The following is a 16,926-nucleotide window of genomic DNA, read 5'->3' on the forward strand; positions in this document are numbered from 1 at the left end:
CCGCCCCCTCCGCCTGCCGCCGGTCCACCGCCCGGCGCCCCGCCGCGCCGCGGCGATCTCCTCGCCACCCACCGGGACCCCGACATGCCGCCCACGCCCGCCGCCAAACCCCGTCGCCGTCGGGTCCCCACCCCGGTCACCCTGACCTGCGCCGCCCTGATCCTGCTGCCAGCATGCCCCGCCCCGTCCAGGGCCGGCTCCCCCGACGCCGCGGCCACAGCCGTCTCCCACAACCCGTTCCGCGCGCACGACTGCGAGGCCGAGAGCACGGCGCCCAACCCCGGCCTGCCCACCCGCGCCGCTGTGGCGCCGCCGCCCACGCTCGACGCTCTGCGCGACGCCCCGCCCTTCCGCAGCGAAGCCTCCGAAGCCGACGCCGCGCGCCTTGCCGCCGTCAAGCAGGCCGCCTTGAGTCTCGGCATGCGCGCCGGCTTCAACCGCGGCATCTACTGCCACCAGAAGGATTTGACCCGGCTGGCCGACCAACTGGACCGCCAGTACGACTTCACCAAACTCCTCTACGACGCCGGCGGCGGCTTCTACTTTGAACCCGGCGTCGTCACCGAGCACGCCAACGAGATCACCTTCGCGGAGGGCGGCACCAAAGCGGCATCCTCCACCTCCCGCGTCGTCCTCAACGCCCGCGAGCAGCTGGTCACGCGCGCCCGCCACTGGACGCAGTACCTGGTCGTGGACATTGAGCCCCTCGCGCCGATCAGCCCCTACAACCGTCCGAAGTCGGAGGACATGTCCGCGTGGAACGCCTGGGTCAAGGACGGCTGGCAGCGCGGCCTGCAACAGGCCGCGGACACCATGAACGCGTTGTGGTCCGAACTCGACCGTGACTACATCGGCATGCTGAACTTCCGACGCCTCGCCAACGAACAGCGCCTGCAGCTGCCCCGCATCGTGGTCAACAACCGCGGCGTCACCGGCAACGCGGACGAAATCCGCGTCAACGACACGGAGATCGAGATCAAGCGCCCCAGTGGCTTGACGACCAACCCCGCCAAATGGCGCGCCCTCCCCTTCGCCGCCCCGCTCCCCACGCCAGTGCCGCCCCCCGCGGCGGCCCCGCCGTCCACGCCGCCCGGCGCCGGCCCGACCCGCCTGAAGCCCTGACCCCTCCTTCGCCCCCGCCGCACCATGAACACCGCGCCGCTTCGCCCGACCTGGCCCGCCCTTCCCGCCGCTCCCGACGCCTCCGGGGTGACGGCCACGGTGCCGACCACACCGCCCCAGGACGACCATCACCCGTCGGCTCCCCCCGCCGGGCAAGGCCCCGCGCCGCGGGGCCCCGACGCGCCCACCCTGGCCCCCGACCTCCTCCCCCGCCGTCCCGCCGCGGTGCCCCGTTCGGCGGCGCCCGCGCCGCCCTCTCTGCCCGGCATCGCGCCCGCGCCGTCCGGCGCGGTGTCCCTCATCCCCCCGCGTGTCTCGGCCGGCCTCATCCCACCGTTCCCGCTCCACACGCCCCCATCGGCGCTCCCGGTGGCGCCCGCCATCGCCGCGCCGGGCGCCACCGGGCGCGACCCGTTCGACCTGTCGTTCGGCGCGCTCTACCTTGACGCGCCGGCACAGTGGACCTCCGTCGAGGAGTTCAACACGTTTCTGAAATGGTGCCACGCGAACAGCATCAGCGACGTTACGCTCGGCACGGGCAAGAAAATCATCTGCAAACGCCACGGTGCGTATCGCGGCTCCATCGAGCACGACCTCACCTCGGCCGACGTGGACAACATCTTCTCGTTCGTGAAGTCCGGCGCCTCGCTCAGCCCCGGCGACACCTTCCGCGGCGTCTACAAGCTGTTCCTCGACCAGGAAATCCGCGAGCGCCTGCGCACCCGCGTCACCATCCACCACATCACCGGCTCCACGCCCGGCAAGAGCGTCGTGCTGCGCCTGATCGACGGCGTGCCCCCCACACCCGAAAAGGCCCGCCTTACGCCCGATCTCCTCGACGCCTTCGAGTTCAAGTACGGCCTCGGCCTGGTCTGCGGCAAGATGGATTCCGGCAAGACCTGGACCTTCGCCGCCGTCAATTCGCATCGCCTCAGCAACCCGCGCTACGACCGCAAGATCATGCATTTCGGTCAGCCGATCGAGTTCCTGTTCGACAGCCTGCCGGCGAAGGACAACATCTACCAGATCGAGATCCCGGAGTGCGTCCGCGACTACCCCACCGCGCTGAAAATGGCCAAGTCCGCCACGCCGGACATCATCGTCATGGAGGAGGTCAACGACCGCGAAACCATGTCGATGACCATCGACGCGGCGCAATCCGGCGTTGCCGTGAACGCGACTCTGCACATCAGCCGCGTCGCCGCCTTTCCGGGCGCCATGCTCACCTACTACCCGGACGCCCACGAACGTGAATCCCGCGCCTACGCCGCCATGGACGAAATGCAGGTCATCATGGTCCAGCGGCTCGAACCCATGTACGACGCCGGCAACCCCGACCGCACCATCGGCCGCGTCGCCCTGCGCGAATACCTCGTCTTCGACGAGCAACTCCGCACCCAGGTCAAGCGCGAGCCGCTGACCGCTTGGCCACAGGTCTTGAACAAACTCGTCGAGCAGCACGGCTGCACCATGCTCCACAGCGCCCGCGCCCTGCACGCCGAAGGGCTGCTGACCGCCGATCAAGTCTCCCGCATCGAGCGAGGAAAGGCCTGACCCCATGCCCCGCGACCACGGTCCCGACGACGATCTCGACACCGACCGGCATCCCGACGCCGGCGCGCACTGGCACTACACCATGGTCCAACCGCGCCTTTTCGGCATTTGCCACATCTACGCCGTCATCCCGATCCTCGGTTCGGGCTTCTACCATCTGTTCGAATACTGGTGGCCCTACAAGACGGTCATCATCGTCGCCACCATCGCCGCGTTCACGGTCCTCGAACAACGCCGCATCACGCCCGACGTGGCGCTGCGGCAGATGATGGCCTGGGCCCGCGGCCCCTCCGTCCCCTGCCTCCCCCGCCGCTGCCACCGCCACCTCGGCCCACGCGGCCGCTGACCCCACCCGCCGCCACCGCGCCGCCCGGCCCCGCGAGGGCCACCCCAGCCCACCGCGGCTGGCGCGCCGCCCCTCTTTTCGCGACGAGGCAACGATGCCCAAGACACCCCCCTCCACCGCCACCGCCACCGCGCCCCGCCCGCCGGCGCCCGCCGGGCCGGGCGCAACCCGTGCGGACGACGGCCAGGCCCAGGGCAAAGGCGACGGCGTCCGCACGGACCGGCAGCGCGAAGCCTACCCCTACGGCCGCACGCGCCTGACCCAGCTCGTTGCGCGCAACGAGCACCAGAAGCGGATCCTGGATTACATCACCGGACACCACCGCAACGACCGCCACAGTGTCTTCTGGCTTCTCCTCGAAGCCGGCTACCACGCCCAGTTCGGCACCACCCCACCCCCAGCCCCAACCGACTGCGGAACCCGCCGGCCCAGGCCCACGAAATCGGGCGCCACCCCCGCCACCCCGGCTTCCCCCCCGCGGCCGTCCCCCACCCCGGCGTCGGGTTGACCCGTCGCCGCCCCGTCCGGGCTGTCCCGCATGCGCGGCACGCGGGCCCGGCCTGACGCCCATCCCATCCTTCGCCGCTGCGGCGACGGTCGCACGACCACGCCGCCGTGACGTCCTCCGCCAGAAAGCCCCGTGGCTTTCGCCGCACGCCCGCGCCACGCTGTTCGGAAAGCCCCGTCGCTTTCCGATCGCCTCCTCACAGGGCCCGGGTCCCACGCGTCCACCGCCCGGTTTCTGTCTTCCGCCATCCATTTTCGCATGCTATACCCTGACCACGGAAATGGATGGCCACGCCGCTTCCACGCCCGTTCCCCTCGCCGGAGCCCGTCCCATGCCCGCCACACTCGCCTCCCCGTCCACCGCCGCCGCTCCGGCCCGCACCGTCACGCCTCCCACCCGCCCGGCCGCCCGGACCCGGCGCTTTCTTCTCGGCACCCTCTCCCTGGCCGCCCTGCTCGCCACCTGTCCCGCGCCGCCGAGCCACGCCGCCTTCGACCTCGTGCCCAGCCGGCGTCCGGTCGCACCGTCGGCCGCCGCCGTGGCCGCCCCGCCGTCCCCCGCGGGCGGCCCGGCCTCGCCCGCGGCCGCCGGCGACGCCACCGACGCCGCTCCCGGCCCCGTCACTCCCGCCAGGCCATCCGCCGTCGCGACCGTGACCGCAACGCCTCTGCTCCCGCCCTCCAGCTCCACGCCACCGGGTCAGCCCGCCCCGTCGCCCGCCGCGCCGGCAGCGTCCGCCGACAGCCACATGGTCCGGGGCCGCGCCAACGACGTTCCGCTCGCGGGCGTGATCCGCACCATCGTTCCGCCCACCGTGGTCGTCACCCCCATGCCGCCCGCCATCGCGACCCGCCGGGTCTCCTTCACTGGCAACGGCCGCCCCTGGCGCGACGTCCTCACCGAATCCCTCACGCGGGCCAACCTGACCTTCCGCGAAGACGGCAACCACCTCACGGTCGCCGCCGCGTCGGCCCCTTCGACCGCGGTCGCCGCCGCGCCCCCCACCACCCCGCCCCAAGGCGGCGCCTCCGCCACCATCACCGCGCCCACGCCGATCACGCCGCACGGCCAGGCCGCCCCGAACCCGACGCCGAGCGCGCCGATCCAGGTCGCGCCGCCCGCGCCACCGCCCAGCCCGACGCCCCTCGCCTCGGCTGCGGCCCCGCTCTCGGTGGCCCCGCCTCCCGACCCCAGCGCGGCCAAGGACGGTGCGCCGCCGGCGCCAACGCCGGCGGAGGTCCGCGTCGCCGCCAACGCTCCGGCCCCGCTCCCCTTCGGCGCCGCCCCGCCAGCCGACGGCTTCGAGGCCGCCCAGCGCACCCGCACCTGGACCGTCAACCCCGGTGACAGCGTTCGCTCGACCATCGCCCGCTGGGCCAGCAGCCTCGGGCTTCCCGTCCCGGAGGACAAGTCCGGCTACTCCTGGAGCTTCGACTACGGCGCCACCGTGCGGGGCAAGTCCTATTTCGAGGCGGTGGAGTGGCTGACCTCCGGCGCCGAGGACAACGGCATCCGCGCCGACTGGGAATTTTCCTCCACCACCCTCGTCACGACGATCAAGCGCAAGAACAGCCCGTAGCCCGCCCGTCGCCCCGCCGCGTCACCGCCCCTCCCGGCGCCATCCGCGCGACCGGCGCGCCGCCCCGCCGAGCCCCGGCCGAGCGTCGGGCCCGTCTCCCCGTCCAGCGACCCACCCCGAGGCCAGCATGCACCCTCACCGCCCCGCCGCCACGACCGTCGCCCACCTCGCCGCCGCGTCCCTGACCGTTTCCGTCCTGGCCTCCTGCGTCGGCGCGGACGCCCGCCGTGAGGCTACGGACGCCCTCCGGCACGCCCAGACCCTGTACGACCAGGGCCCCAACGTCGCGGAGGTCATCCAGGCCAAGATCACGGACCGCCCCAACTTCGGGACCCGCGCCGAACGCGATCGGCACGGCCATCCTTTCCCCCCGGCCTGGGAATCGCCCGGCGTGAGCTTCAACCCCGGCACGGACCCGATCACGGTGCCGTTGACGCTGACCCAGATCGTCGACCGCCTCCGCCTGCAGTTGCGCATCCCGGTCATCCTCGACCTCGCTCCGCCCCAGGCTCTGAGCGCCCCCAGCGGCGCCCTGGGCGGCGACACCGCCATGCCCGGCGCCGCGTCGTCCACCCCCGGCCCGGACGGCGCCTCGTCCGGCACGGCCCCCAGCTCCGTCGCCCGCCTGGATCCCGCCTCCGCCGACCCGGTCCGCCGGCTGGTCGACGCCGCCAACCAACCCTCCCAAGGCGGCGCCTCCGCCGCCGGCCTCACCCCCGCGCAGTTCCTCCCCCCAGGCCTCGCCGGCCCCGCCGCGGGTCCGGACCCCAGCACCTGCCGGGTCACCTTCCCCGAGCGCGTGATGCCGCTGTCCCGGCGCCTCCTCTTCATCGACAGCACCTGCGGCGTGCGCGCCACCTACGATGGCCAACGGATCGTCATCCGCCGCTACGTTGAGGAGTTGCTGCCCCTGGCGGCGTTCAGCGGCAAGGACGATTTCAAGTCCGACGTCGGCGGGGCCAATTCCGGCGGCGGCAACGGCGGCAACGGCGCCGGCGGCTACGGAAACGGCGGGCTGAACGGCTCCAGTGGCGGCTCCACCAGCGCGGGTTCCCAGTCCGCCAACAGCACCTGGGCCGCCGACGTCTACGCCGAGGTGACCAACGGCATCCGCGCCCGCGTGCCGCGCGACGCCCTCGTCCAGGCGAGCCCGTCGGCCAACGGCATCACCGTCGTTGCCCCGCCCGACGCCCTCGACCGCGCCCGCGCCTACGTGGACAACTTCAACCGCACCGCCTCACGGCAGATCAATCTGCGCATCGAGGTGCTGGAGACCAACCTCAGCAACTCCGACAGCTTTGGAACCGACGTCACCCTTGCCATCAAGGATCGCTGGTCGAAACTCACCTTCGCGGGCAAGGGCGTCGCCTCCAACGCCGGGTCCGACGCGGGCTGCGTCACCGCCGGCGTCCCGACGACCGGCTTCTTCAACGCGGTCAAGGACATCGCGGGCACCTCCTTCACCGCCTGCGCTCTCGCCCGGGAGGGGGTGGCCAAGGTCCTCGATTCCCGCTCGTTCATCGTGCCGAACGGCGGCACCTTCACGCTGGACGAGTCGCTGCTCAACGACTACGTCTCCGGCGGCTCGGCCGGCCAAACCACATCGGCCGGCACCGTCGTCGCGGGCAGCGTCCAGACGAGCACCACCTTCAGCGGCACCAAGCTCCTCATCCAGCCCGTGCTGCTCCCGGACGGCGTGGTCCGCATGCGGTACCAACCCATCATCCAGGGAAAGCCGACCTTCGTCTCGGCCGGCGGGTCCGCCGACTTCGTCCAGCTCCGGCGCGACCAGTCTGTCGTCACCTACAAGCAGGAAGTGAGCGTGCAGAACGGCTCCACGATCGTGGCCTACGCCGCCAAGGGCGACGACGCCTCGACCGACGACGCCGGGTTCGGCAGCCCGCGCCTCCCGCTGTTCGGCGGCCGCATCACCGGCAACACCTCCAGCCGCGCTTTTGTGATTATGATCACACCGACCGAACGCGACACCCTCGGCCGCGCCCCGACCCGCTGACCCCCAGTCCCCACCCCGCCCCGCAACCAGGACACCCCGTCATGACGCCGAGCCTCGACCCCGACGACGACAGCGATCTCCCCGACCCCACCTACGGCTACTTCGTCGTTTTCGAGAACCCGCCCCCGGACGTCCGCACCTTGGCCGGCGCGCGGACCGACGCCGACGCCATCCGCGACGCCATCGCCGTCGCCCAGGACAGCGCCGCCGTGCTCACCCTCCGCCACCGCACCGTATCCGCCACGCTCGACCTCGGCACCGCCCACCCCGACGGCACCTTCATCCCGTCGTCCACCCCGATCGGCGGCGCTCCTCTCCGTCCGACCTGATCTCCGCCCCAGCAATGCCCCCCGCGCGCAGCGCGGCGCGCCCCCGGCGCCCCACGGTTCCCACTTCGCGCCTCAACGCACAGCGGCCCCGCCATGACCGACCCCATCGCGTCCTCCCCGTCGCCCTCCCACAGCCTCCCCCCGCCCGCTCTCATCCGCGTCGGCCCCGCCCCGCTCGGCGCCAGGCGTGACACCCGCCCCGTCTTCGCCGCCAACCTCCGCTGGCTGGACTCCGCCCAGGACCGCCTGACGGCCGCCGAGGTCGCCCAGCAGGCGGCCAACCACGGCGCCGTCTGGAAGGTCGAGCGTCCCACCGTCACCGACCACTTCGCTCTCGCTCCCGCCTTCGTCCCCTACGACGACGGCACGCCGCTCCGCGACCGCGCCAAGCCGCCCGGCACCCGCTCCATCGCCGCGCTCCTGGCGACCCTCGTGCCGCCCGGCACGACCGCGATCTTCGTCCACGACGTCACCCTCGCCACCCCCTTCGCTCTGCCCGTCTGGATCGCCGCCGACACGCCGTACCTCGACACCCGTCCTCCGGGCGACACGCTCTGGCTGGTCGTCACCGTCATCGACGGCCGGATCGCCCCCAGCGACACCATCACTCTGGCCGGGGGTGGCGACCTCCTGGTCACCGAAGACTACGCCACCGACATCCTCGCCGACTTCCGCAGCGCCTACCCCGACGGCGCGGTCTACACCGTCCCCGCCCGCAAGCTCGCCGGCCGCGACGACCGCACAGACCCGCTGGACAGCCTGCTCCGCCGCGCCAGCACCGCGCCCACCTGGGCCGCGCGCCTCGCTCACCAGCTTCCCTGGGCGCAGCACCCCGCCCTCACGCCGGTCAAGCCGGCCCCGCGCGCCTGGGCCAAGCCCCTCGCCACGGTCGCCGTCCTCGCCGGCGCCATCTACCTTCTGGCCTTCACCGTTCCGGCCCTCTACCGGGAGGGCCGCCTGCCCTTTCTGAGCCCGCCCCCGCCGCCGCCGCCGGCCTACGTCCCGCCGCCGCCCGCCGCGGTCTTCCACGAGCCGCTGCCCAGCGCCTGGATCACCGCCTGTCTCGACGCCCTCACCGACCTCTACCGCCCCATCCTCGGCTACACGCCGGGCCAGTCCTCCTGCGTCGCCGCCGCTTCCACCGCCCCCGGAAGCCTGCCCGGCGCCCAGCCCGCCAGCGCCGCCGACGCCGCCTCCACCGGCCTTCCCGGCGCTCCACCGCCGCCGTATGGGCGCGCCGCCATCGTCTACACCCAGATGGTTGGCGCGAAAGCGGGACATGTGCGCGACGTCCCCATGACCTTCGCCGCGACTCCCGCCTCCGTCGAAGCGACCAGCGCCGGGGCCATCCAGATCCACGAGCCCGCGACCATGGACAAGTTCACCGCCCACCGGTCCTTGCTCCCACCGCCCGGACAGCCGCCGCGCCCGCGCGGCCTGCACGCGCTCATGCGCGCCGCTGACCTGCGGCGCTATCTCCTGGACCTGCGCCGCACCGCCTGCCTCGCCATCGCGGTCGATGCGCCGACCGACGCCCAGTCCGCCCTGCTCTCGCCGCCGGGCGCGCCCTACGCCGTGGCCCCCGTGGGCCGCATGAAGGTCACGATCACGACCGCCATGGCGCCGCCCAACTTGGCTCCCCTCCTCGACGGCATCCCCGGGCTGACGCTCACGACCATCAAGCGCAGCTTCGACGACAGCGCCTCCCTGGCCGCCGGCGGCAGCGACCCCTCGCGCCCAACCGACGGCAAGGACGGCAAGGCCGCGACGTCCACCGCCCCGCCGGCGACCGGCCCCAAGCCGGCCAGAGCCCTGCCCGAGATCGTCGGCTGCGACCACCCGAACGTTCCATCCCTCGCCACCTGGACGCTGGAGGCCCACGCCTATGCGCTGCAATAACCGCTGCCTCACCCTGGTCGCCGCCCTTTTGGCCGCCACCCTCCTGTCGCCGGGGCGCGCCGCCCTGGCGCAGACTCCGGGGTCCGCCGCCCCCGGCCCGGGCTCGGCACCCGGCACCGCCCCGGCGCCCCCGCCCATGGCCAGCGACATTCCATCCGCCGCGGCGCCGCCGCCCAATCCCAGGCTTCTTGACCTGCGCCGGCTCACCGAAGATGAGCGCCAGGTCGTGTCCCAGCTGGCGGCCATCGTGCAGAACCGGGTGGCCCTCCAGCAGATCCTCCGCGACGCCCGCCTCTCCGGCATTCCGCTCGACGACATCCCGCTGCCGAACACCGCCAAAGACATCGCCACCACGGCCGACGCCCAGGCCCGCCAGCAAGCCGACGCCATCGCCCGCGCCCGGGAGCAAGCCGCCAAGGAGCAGGCCGCCCGGGACGCCCAGGCCGGCGCCCTGGACGCGCCCGGCCCGGCGCAAGGCGGCCAGTCTGCCGGACAGCCCGCCGCGGCGCCCCGCGCCGCGCCGTCGACCGCCCGCACCGCGGCGGCCCCCATCGACCCGCGCCCACGCTGGACCGAGATCGTCGGCGTCGCCCCGCACTTCTACGCCATGATCGCGACCAACGGCCAAGTGCACCCCGCCGGCGTCGGCGACCCTCTCGCCAACGGCTGGACGATCACCGCCATCGGCCCGAAGAGCGTCACCGCCATTGACCGCGCCCGCCAGGTGCACACGCTCCCCCACCTCTCCGCCGTCGATTGACCAATACGTTCGCGCGAAGGCATCCTCCCATGGGCATCCTCCAGAAATATAACCCGTTTCATCGCGTCGCCCCGGTCGGCCCCGAGACGTCGGTTCTTCCGCCCATGGCCCGCCACCCCCCCGCCCCGGCCACGCCCGCCACCCTCCGGCGGCCGGCCGCCCCGAACGCCGCCTCCGGCGCGCCGTCGATGGCGCCCGCGGCGGCGCCCGTTCCCGGCCCGGACGCCCCGTCCGCCGCCCCCGACCATCTGCCCGCCGCCGCCGGCCAGCAGGCCGCCACGGGCAAGGGGGACGGCCGCCCCATCGCCGACGATGTCCACGAGCACATGGTCATGACCACCGCGGGGGCCGTCTACCGCACCGCGACGAGCCTCAACGACCCTGGTCTCAAGCGGAAGGTCGAGGCGGCCATCGGCTTTCTGGCCAACGAAGCCCGCGCCCAGGGCCGCCGCTTGCCGCGCATCCACGAGGATCCCGTCGACACCGGCTACCTGCGCCAGATCAAACCCCTGAACGCATCGCCAGGCGCGGCCTCCGCGGCCGCGGCCATCGGTCTGACCAGCGTCATCGACGCCTACGGGCTCAACGAGCACCAGGAGCACATCGCCGACTGGGTCCGCCAGGGAGTCGCCATCGGCGCCTCGGACATCGAGTACCGGTGCGAGGACGGGGTCGGGTACATGCGGGTGAAGTGGCACGGCGCCATGACGCCGGACATCGAAACCATCCGCGACCCGGCCTACGCCACCCGCATCCGCTCCGCCGCCTTCAACCTCGGCAGCGGAACCGGCGATGTCGGCGCCTTCACGGAGGTCGGCTATCAATACCGCCGCATCCCGGGCAGCGTCGTCACGAACCTGCCGCCGGGCAAGATCCTCGACGGCATCCGCGCCACCTTCATGTACAACAACACCGGCGACTACGACGGAACCATGCAGCTCCGTCTGTTCTCGCGGGAAGGTGACGGCCTGCGCTCGTTGGACTCGCAGGGCTGGGACGCGGACGCCCACCTCCCGCTCCTGCGCCGCATCCAGAAACTGTCCGGTGGCCTGGTTCCCTTCTGCGGCGAAGTCGGCCACGGCAAGAGCACCGCGCTCGCCGCCCTCCTCGTCGCCCGCTACGACCTGCGCGGCCAGACCGACAAACTGATGACCATCCAGGATCTCATCGAGATTCCGTTGCGCCTCAACGGCAAAAAGATTTCCGAGGACTACCAGCTTCCGGTGAAGGCCTCCGGCGAGACCGTCAGCCAGATCATGGAGGAACTGCTGGCCTTCGTCCACCGAGCCAACCCCTCGACGCTGATGGTCAACGAGGCGAAGGACCGGTCCGTGTGGTCCGGCATCCGTCGCTGTGTGCTCAACGGCACGACGACCTTCACGACCAACCACGCGGTCTGCGCCCTCCTGTCCCCGTACAAGTTCCGCGACCTGCAGGGCGACGACCAGCACATCTTCGAGCCCGAGCTCTTCCCGGCCATCGCCGCACAGCGCCTCGTGCCCGTCGTCTGCACGCATTGCGGCCTGTCGTTCGCCGACGCCGAGCGCCACAAGGCGGTCCCCGACCTCGCCGCGATCCGCCACCGTCTCACCGTCGCCTTCGCCGACCCGATTCCGGGCGCCATTCCCCTGGCGCCGCGCGACGAACTCCTCGACCGGGTCCGCTTCACCAACCCCCACGGCTGCGAGCACTGCCGCCCGAAGGTCATCAGTTCCTGGGCGCCATTCCTGCAACACCACATGGCCGGCACCTCGGGCCGGACGGTGATCGGCGAGATCGCCATGACCAACCGGCGCGTGATGCGCGCGTTGCGCGACAACGACCTGATCGGGGCGCGCAAGCACTGGATCAACGATGGCGGCACCCCGATGCAACGGCACGCGCTCCACAAACTCGCGAGCGGTCTCGCCGATCCGCGCGAGGTCGAAAAACTCTTCGGCGACCTCGACCGTTTCCGTCTGCTGACCGAGACGGACGAGGACAGCGCCCCGCCGGCGCCGACGCGCCCGACGTCCATCGGCCCGCTCCACTGACCGTCCCACCCCGCGCCGGAGGCCTGCCATCATGATCGCCGCCACCCTCGCCACCGCCGACGTCCTCGCCGCCGGCTTGCGCCGCCATCTCCCCTCCCCCCTGGACGACGCGCAGGCGTGGCTCCACCACTGGCGCCATCGCCACGACGTCCACCGGTTTCAGGCCGTGCGCGCCGACGTCTACCGCGACCTTCGGGAAGACCTCCTCGACGGCAGTTCCGTGCAGGACGCTCTGCGCCGGCTCATCCACATCTACAGCAAGAAAGGCCGCGACCCCCACCACCCCGCCCTGCCGGCCCTGCGGTCCTGGACCGACAAGCGCAACACCTCCAAAGCCTTGTCCGACCTGCTGCGGCCGTGGGCGCCAAGCTACGATGTCACCATGATCATCGCCGGCGAAAAGGGCGCCCCCGTCACCCGCGCCGACGGCATCCAGGAGGCGGCCCTTCCCCGCATGCTGGGCAAGCTCATCGAGCAGATCGACATCCAGGCCCGGTTGGCGTCCCTCTTCCTGAAGCCCGTGCGGGACATGGCGGAAAACATGGCCATGGCGTTCCTCGTCATCGGGGTCGACGCTTACTACACCATTCCCAGCCTGCGCGCGATGATCGATCCCGCGCGGCACCTCCCGTTCCCGGCCAACGTCTGGGTCGCGCTGAGCGCCTTCCTCAACACACCGGCCTCGGCGCTTGTGCTCGTGCCGCTGCTCGCCCTGGCCGCGTGGATCGTCTGGTCGTTCCAGAACTGGACCCACCCCGCCCGCCTCTGGGCCGAGCGCCACATTGTGTTCTACCGCCTCTATCGCGACATCGCCGGAGCGCGCTTCCTGAAGTCCCTGGCCCCGTTCAAGGCGGCCGGCAAGTCCGATCCCGAAGCCCTCGCCTTGCTCGCCCACGAAGGCAGCCCCTACGAGCGCAACCGCGTCGGCACGGCCGCCCATTATTGCGTTCTGCAAAACTACAGCATCGGCGAGAGTTTCGACCACGCGGGCCACGAGTTCCCGGACCCCGCCCTGATCATGCGCCTGATCGCCACGCAGGGCCGCGCCACCCAGGCCCACATGATCGAGGACATGGTCGACCGCCACGTCGCCGTCGTCGAGCGCCGCGTGGACAAGGTCGGCCGCTTGGCCGCCGCGCTTGGCTGGGCCTTCGTCGGCGTCGTGCTCGCCATCCAGCTGATCGCCCAGTACCAGATCATCAAAGCCGCGCAGGCCTCGATCCACTGACGCCCGCCATCCATTTCCTGCAAACTCGGCTTTCGTTCCTCCCGCCATCCTGTTATTTTCGGTCGTCCGGCCCTTCCCCAAGGCCTTCACCACACGAGGACTCCGCCATGCGCGCCACGCCGATCACCGAACCTGCGGCGGCCACCACCGTCCTGTCTCCCGCCGCACCGTCGCGGCCGCTCGGTCGCCGCAAGCGCCGCCGCGGAGTCTCGCCGCAGATGATCGCGTATGGCGCCGTCATGGTGCTGTCGGTCATCGGCCTCGGCATCGCGTTCAGCGCGGCCGGCGACGCCGCCGAGGACGAAAAGGTCACCCAGTTCTACAGTGAAATCATCTACACCGCCGGCAAGATCCGCGGGTCGTACCGGGGCGACTACACGCGCCTGGGCACGCAAACCAACTCGGACACCCGTCTGGCGACCGGTGGCTTTGTTCCCACGAACTACATCGTTGCCGGCAAGGCCACCAACCCCTGGACCGCCCCCTTCTACGCCACCGGCGCGTCCGCGACGACCTTTACGATTGTGCTCCGCGACAACACGCTGTCGCCCGCGGTGACCCCCGCGGCGTGCGTTCAGCTGCTGACCCGCCTGGCCAGCGTGGCGGGCGTGGTCAGTTTCACCTCCACCAGCGTCCCGGTGATTGCTCCGGCAACGGGCAGCACCAACGCGGCGACGTATTGTGCGGAAAACCAGGTCTCCGTGACCATGAACTGATCCCGCCCCCCATGTTCACCGACATCGACCTCTTCCTGCATCCGGCAACCGGCGACCACGACCTGCCGCCGCGCGTGAAGCGCCGCGATGGGAGCACCCGCTTGTTGACGCAGGAGGAGGCCCTGTCCCCCAGCCACGCCGACGCCCCTCTGCCCGACTTCCCGCATCTGGTCGCGGCGATCTGGCATCACTACCACGGCACCGTTGCCGGCCCGTGCCATCCGCCGGTTCCGGCCGCCGCGGGGGCCCCGCCGCCCCCCTCCCACACCGACCTCACGGGCGGCCCCGCGGCCCGTCCGCCCTCCCGCCCTCCCGCCCTCCCGCCCCACCCGGGGGCCCTGCACGCGGTGCCCTTGCCGGCCTCCCCGCCGGCCCTCCTCCGCGCCGCGCCCTCGCAGTCCGATTGGGGCACCGTGTGGCACGCCATTCCCCTGCGCATCACCTACCAGGCGACCTTCCGCCATCTGCACGTGGCCATCTCCCGCGGCCTCTGGCCCATTCCCGCGCTCGACGACCTCGGCTATGACCCGGCCTTCATCGCCCGTCTGCGGCTCGCCCTGACCAGCCCCGGGCTTCAGATCTACCTCGGCAAGGTCGGCGCCGGTAAGACGACGCTGATCTGGTCCGCGCTGATCGACACGGTAACGCGCCAGAACAGCAAGGGCATCGTGCTGGAGGACGTGAACGAGATTCCCGCCGAGGGCATCTACGGCCAATCCGGCGCCATCATCCAAGTCCAGGTCCCCAACAACGACTACGCCCCCCACGTCCGCCACGCGCTCCGCCTGCGCGCCCAGCAACTCGTCATCAACGAGGTCCGCAGCGCCACCACCGCGTCCGAACTTCTGCACGCCGCCGGCCGTGTTCCGATCATGACCACGGCCCAGGGCCTGGACATTGAGCAGGGGATTGCCGCCCTGCGCGACCTCGCCTCCGCCGCCGAAACCGGTCCCTGGGCCGGCACCGCTCTGGCCAACGCCCTCGTCGCCGCCATCCACATCAAGGGCGTCCGCCGCCGCCCCGACGGCCAAGGCTACTTCATCGACGTGGACGCCCTGTTCACCGACGGTGAGGAGCGCGATGCCATCCGCGGCATCATCCGCCACGGAGACCTCCACCACCTCCGTGACCACATCCAGCGCCAGGCCGCCTCGCGCTGGTCGCTGCCGCGGCCGGACCCTCGCGCCACCATCACCGCCTTCCCTCCGGCCGCGCCCCGCTTCGCCCCGCCCTCCGCCCCCCACGCACCGCCCGTCGCGCCTGATCTCCACCCCGCCTCCGCGGCCACTCCAAACCGTCCGCCGGTCATCGGCCTTCGCCGGTAACGGCCGCGTTTCACGCCCGCCCCGCCCGCTGAAAGCCCCGGCCCATGCCTTTCCTTCTCGTTATTCTGCCGTTCGCCATCATCGCCTACGTCCTGGCCGTGCCCCCCGCGGCGCCGGCGCCGCCGGCCACCGATCAGGAAGCCTTTGCCACGGCCGTTGCGCTCCTGGAGACCCACCAGGCCGCCCTGACCTACGCCGCCACCCATCCCGCCGCCGCCGGCGCGATTCCCGCGACGGGAACCCCCAGCCTCACCACCTACCGCCCACCCGGCTGGATCGCCCCCAACGGCGTCACGATCGTCAGCTGCATTGGCAGTCCGGCCGAGCACCGCGCCGTCGCCACATGGGCGTCCTCCCTCACGACCCTGTCGGCGTCCCGCATCGCCCGGGCCCTCGCCACCCAAGCCGGGCAGACCAGCGACGCCGGCCTGATCAACGTCAACCCGGTGGCCCCGGCCGAGGTCGTTCCCCCCGCGGCCACGCCCACCTCCACCTTCCCCTCCGCGACCTGCGCCATGCCAGCCTCACCCACCGCGGTCTTCGTCACGCACACGCTGCCATAACCATCGTCGTCGCAGGGGAGCGCCGCCGTGGCCGAAGTCCCGGTGTCGAACGGGACGCGAGGGGCCAGTGCCTTGGCGGGCCTGGGACGTTCCGCCGCGACCGGCCGCCCACCGATCGCGGCAGCGTGTGCTGCCCACGCTGTGGGACGCGATCCTTCTCTGATGTGACCTTCAGCGGCCGGAACGCCGATTCCCCAGTCCAGCAAAGGAGCGCAACGGTGACACACGAGCACGAAGCCCACGAGCACCTTGCCTACATCGCGTTACGCGCGCATGCGGCCATGGCGAAGCTCCGGGGGGTGACCGAGAGTTCTTCGCGTCGGCGCCCCGGATGGCAAGCGAACGCGAGGATTTGACCACCACACCGACGGCCGCTCTTCGGGGCGGCCGTTGTCAATTCCGAGAAACGCAACCTCAGAGCAATGCTACTGTTGTAAGGACAAGCGCGCCGTTTGTTAGGTTGACCGGTTCCCGTCCGCGCGCTCAGGGGGCAGCATGCGTCGGCCAAATTGGAAGATTTTCGATGCCAGGCGCGGATTACGTTCCGCAACCGAAGGCCTTATCCTGATGCTGCTGATTGCTCTCGTAACCGTGCTTTTCGTTCTTTTCGCCTTCGGGAAAAGCCCATCGGATCTTTCGCAGAACAGTAAGTCGATGATCATGCGGCCAGATCGCCACCGTTGAGCTGTGTGGCGCCCAGTAATGCCTCCCTGCCTACCGCAGCCATCACAGCGGACTACCCCCCTTCAAGCGCACTACGCCTCACCGGACGGGCGGGGGGATGGGGAGGCGAGGGGAGGGGCGATCCGGAGGGCAGACGCAATTGCGGCGCCCCAGTGGGACCAGGGCGCCGCAACTGTTCTCTGACGGTATTGCTGCAAAGATTTCCAACGGACTCCGATACCCGTACTCTGCTCTGCCAAACCTGCATGCGCGATGCAGGCAATGGT

14 protein-coding genes are annotated in these 16,926 nt (G+C 71.7%); all 14 read left to right on the forward strand.

What is annotated here, in order from left to right; translation table 11 throughout:
- The first annotated feature begins 84 nt into the window (after positions 1 to 84).
- The 14 genes from M2351_RS24690 to M2351_RS24755 all read left to right on the forward strand — a co-directional run bounded on the left by M2351_RS24690 (position 85) and on the right by M2351_RS24755 (position 15,976).
- On the forward strand, positions 85 to 1,122 hold the full coding sequence (locus tag M2351_RS24690; RefSeq protein ID WP_264658721.1) for a type IV secretory system conjugative DNA transfer family protein: 1,038 nt from the start codon (positions 85 to 87) through the stop codon (positions 1,120 to 1,122).
- 24 nt (positions 1,123 to 1,146) lie between these two features.
- On the forward strand, positions 1,147 to 2,676 hold the full coding sequence (locus M2351_RS24695; protein WP_264658722.1) for an ATPase, T2SS/T4P/T4SS family: 1,530 nt from the start codon (positions 1,147 to 1,149) through the stop codon (positions 2,674 to 2,676).
- A 4-nt stretch (positions 2,677 to 2,680) separates the two neighbouring features.
- Positions 2,681 to 3,022 (forward strand): hypothetical protein, encoded by a 342-nt coding sequence (locus tag M2351_RS24700; RefSeq protein WP_264658723.1) that lies wholly within the window; start codon positions 2,681 to 2,683, stop codon positions 3,020 to 3,022.
- A 94-nt stretch (positions 3,023 to 3,116) separates the two neighbouring features.
- Entirely contained in the window at positions 3,117 to 3,530 is a 414-nt protein-coding gene (locus M2351_RS24705; RefSeq protein ID WP_264658724.1) for a hypothetical protein, read from the forward strand.
- A 331-nt stretch (positions 3,531 to 3,861) separates the two neighbouring features.
- Complete coding sequence (locus M2351_RS24710; RefSeq protein ID WP_264658725.1) at positions 3,862 to 5,109, forward strand: hypothetical protein; 1,248 nt, start codon at positions 3,862 to 3,864, stop codon at positions 5,107 to 5,109.
- 127 nt (positions 5,110 to 5,236) lie between these two features.
- Positions 5,237 to 7,123 carry a hypothetical protein gene (locus M2351_RS24715; protein WP_264658726.1) on the forward strand — a complete coding sequence of 629 codons (1,887 nt, stop codon included), beginning with the start codon at positions 5,237 to 5,239 and terminating at the stop codon, positions 7,121 to 7,123.
- Between the two features lie 41 nt (positions 7,124 to 7,164).
- A complete protein-coding gene (locus M2351_RS24720; RefSeq protein WP_264658727.1) occupies positions 7,165 to 7,452 on the forward strand; it encodes a hypothetical protein in 288 nt (95 codons plus the stop codon).
- A 93-nt stretch (positions 7,453 to 7,545) separates the two neighbouring features.
- Positions 7,546 to 9,351, forward strand: coding sequence for a hypothetical protein (locus M2351_RS24725; protein ID WP_264658728.1), 1,806 nt, complete (start codon positions 7,546 to 7,548; stop codon positions 9,349 to 9,351).
- Entirely contained in the window at positions 9,338 to 10,111 is a 774-nt protein-coding gene (locus M2351_RS24730) for a hypothetical protein (protein ID WP_264658729.1), read from the forward strand. The genes M2351_RS24725 and M2351_RS24730 overlap by 14 nt, the downstream gene beginning before the upstream one ends.
- Before the next feature lie 104 nt (positions 10,112 to 10,215).
- Positions 10,216 to 12,144 carry an ATPase, T2SS/T4P/T4SS family gene (locus M2351_RS24735; RefSeq protein ID WP_264658730.1) on the forward strand — a complete coding sequence of 643 codons (1,929 nt, stop codon included), beginning with the start codon at positions 10,216 to 10,218 and terminating at the stop codon, positions 12,142 to 12,144.
- Between the two features lie 31 nt (positions 12,145 to 12,175).
- The gene (locus tag M2351_RS24740; RefSeq protein ID WP_264658731.1) at positions 12,176 to 13,372 is read left to right on the forward strand and encodes a hypothetical protein; all 1,197 of its coding nucleotides are present in this window, start codon (positions 12,176 to 12,178) and stop codon (positions 13,370 to 13,372) included.
- A 107-nt stretch (positions 13,373 to 13,479) separates the two neighbouring features.
- A complete protein-coding gene (locus M2351_RS24745) occupies positions 13,480 to 14,088 on the forward strand; it encodes a hypothetical protein (RefSeq protein ID WP_264658732.1) in 609 nt (202 codons plus the stop codon).
- Positions 14,089 to 14,099: 11 nt separating this feature from the next.
- Complete coding sequence (locus M2351_RS24750) at positions 14,100 to 15,413, forward strand: ATPase, T2SS/T4P/T4SS family (RefSeq protein ID WP_264658733.1); 1,314 nt, start codon at positions 14,100 to 14,102, stop codon at positions 15,411 to 15,413.
- A gap of 44 nt (positions 15,414 to 15,457) precedes the next feature.
- Positions 15,458 to 15,976: a hypothetical protein gene (locus M2351_RS24755; RefSeq protein WP_264658734.1), complete on the forward strand. Its 519-nt coding sequence runs from the start codon at positions 15,458 to 15,460 to the stop codon at positions 15,974 to 15,976.
- The last annotated feature ends 950 nt before the right edge of the window (positions 15,977 to 16,926 follow it).

Origin of the sequence: Azospirillum canadense, assembly GCF_025961225.1 — a bacterium.
Lineage (GTDB): Bacteria > Pseudomonadota > Alphaproteobacteria > Azospirillales > Azospirillaceae > Azospirillum > Azospirillum canadense.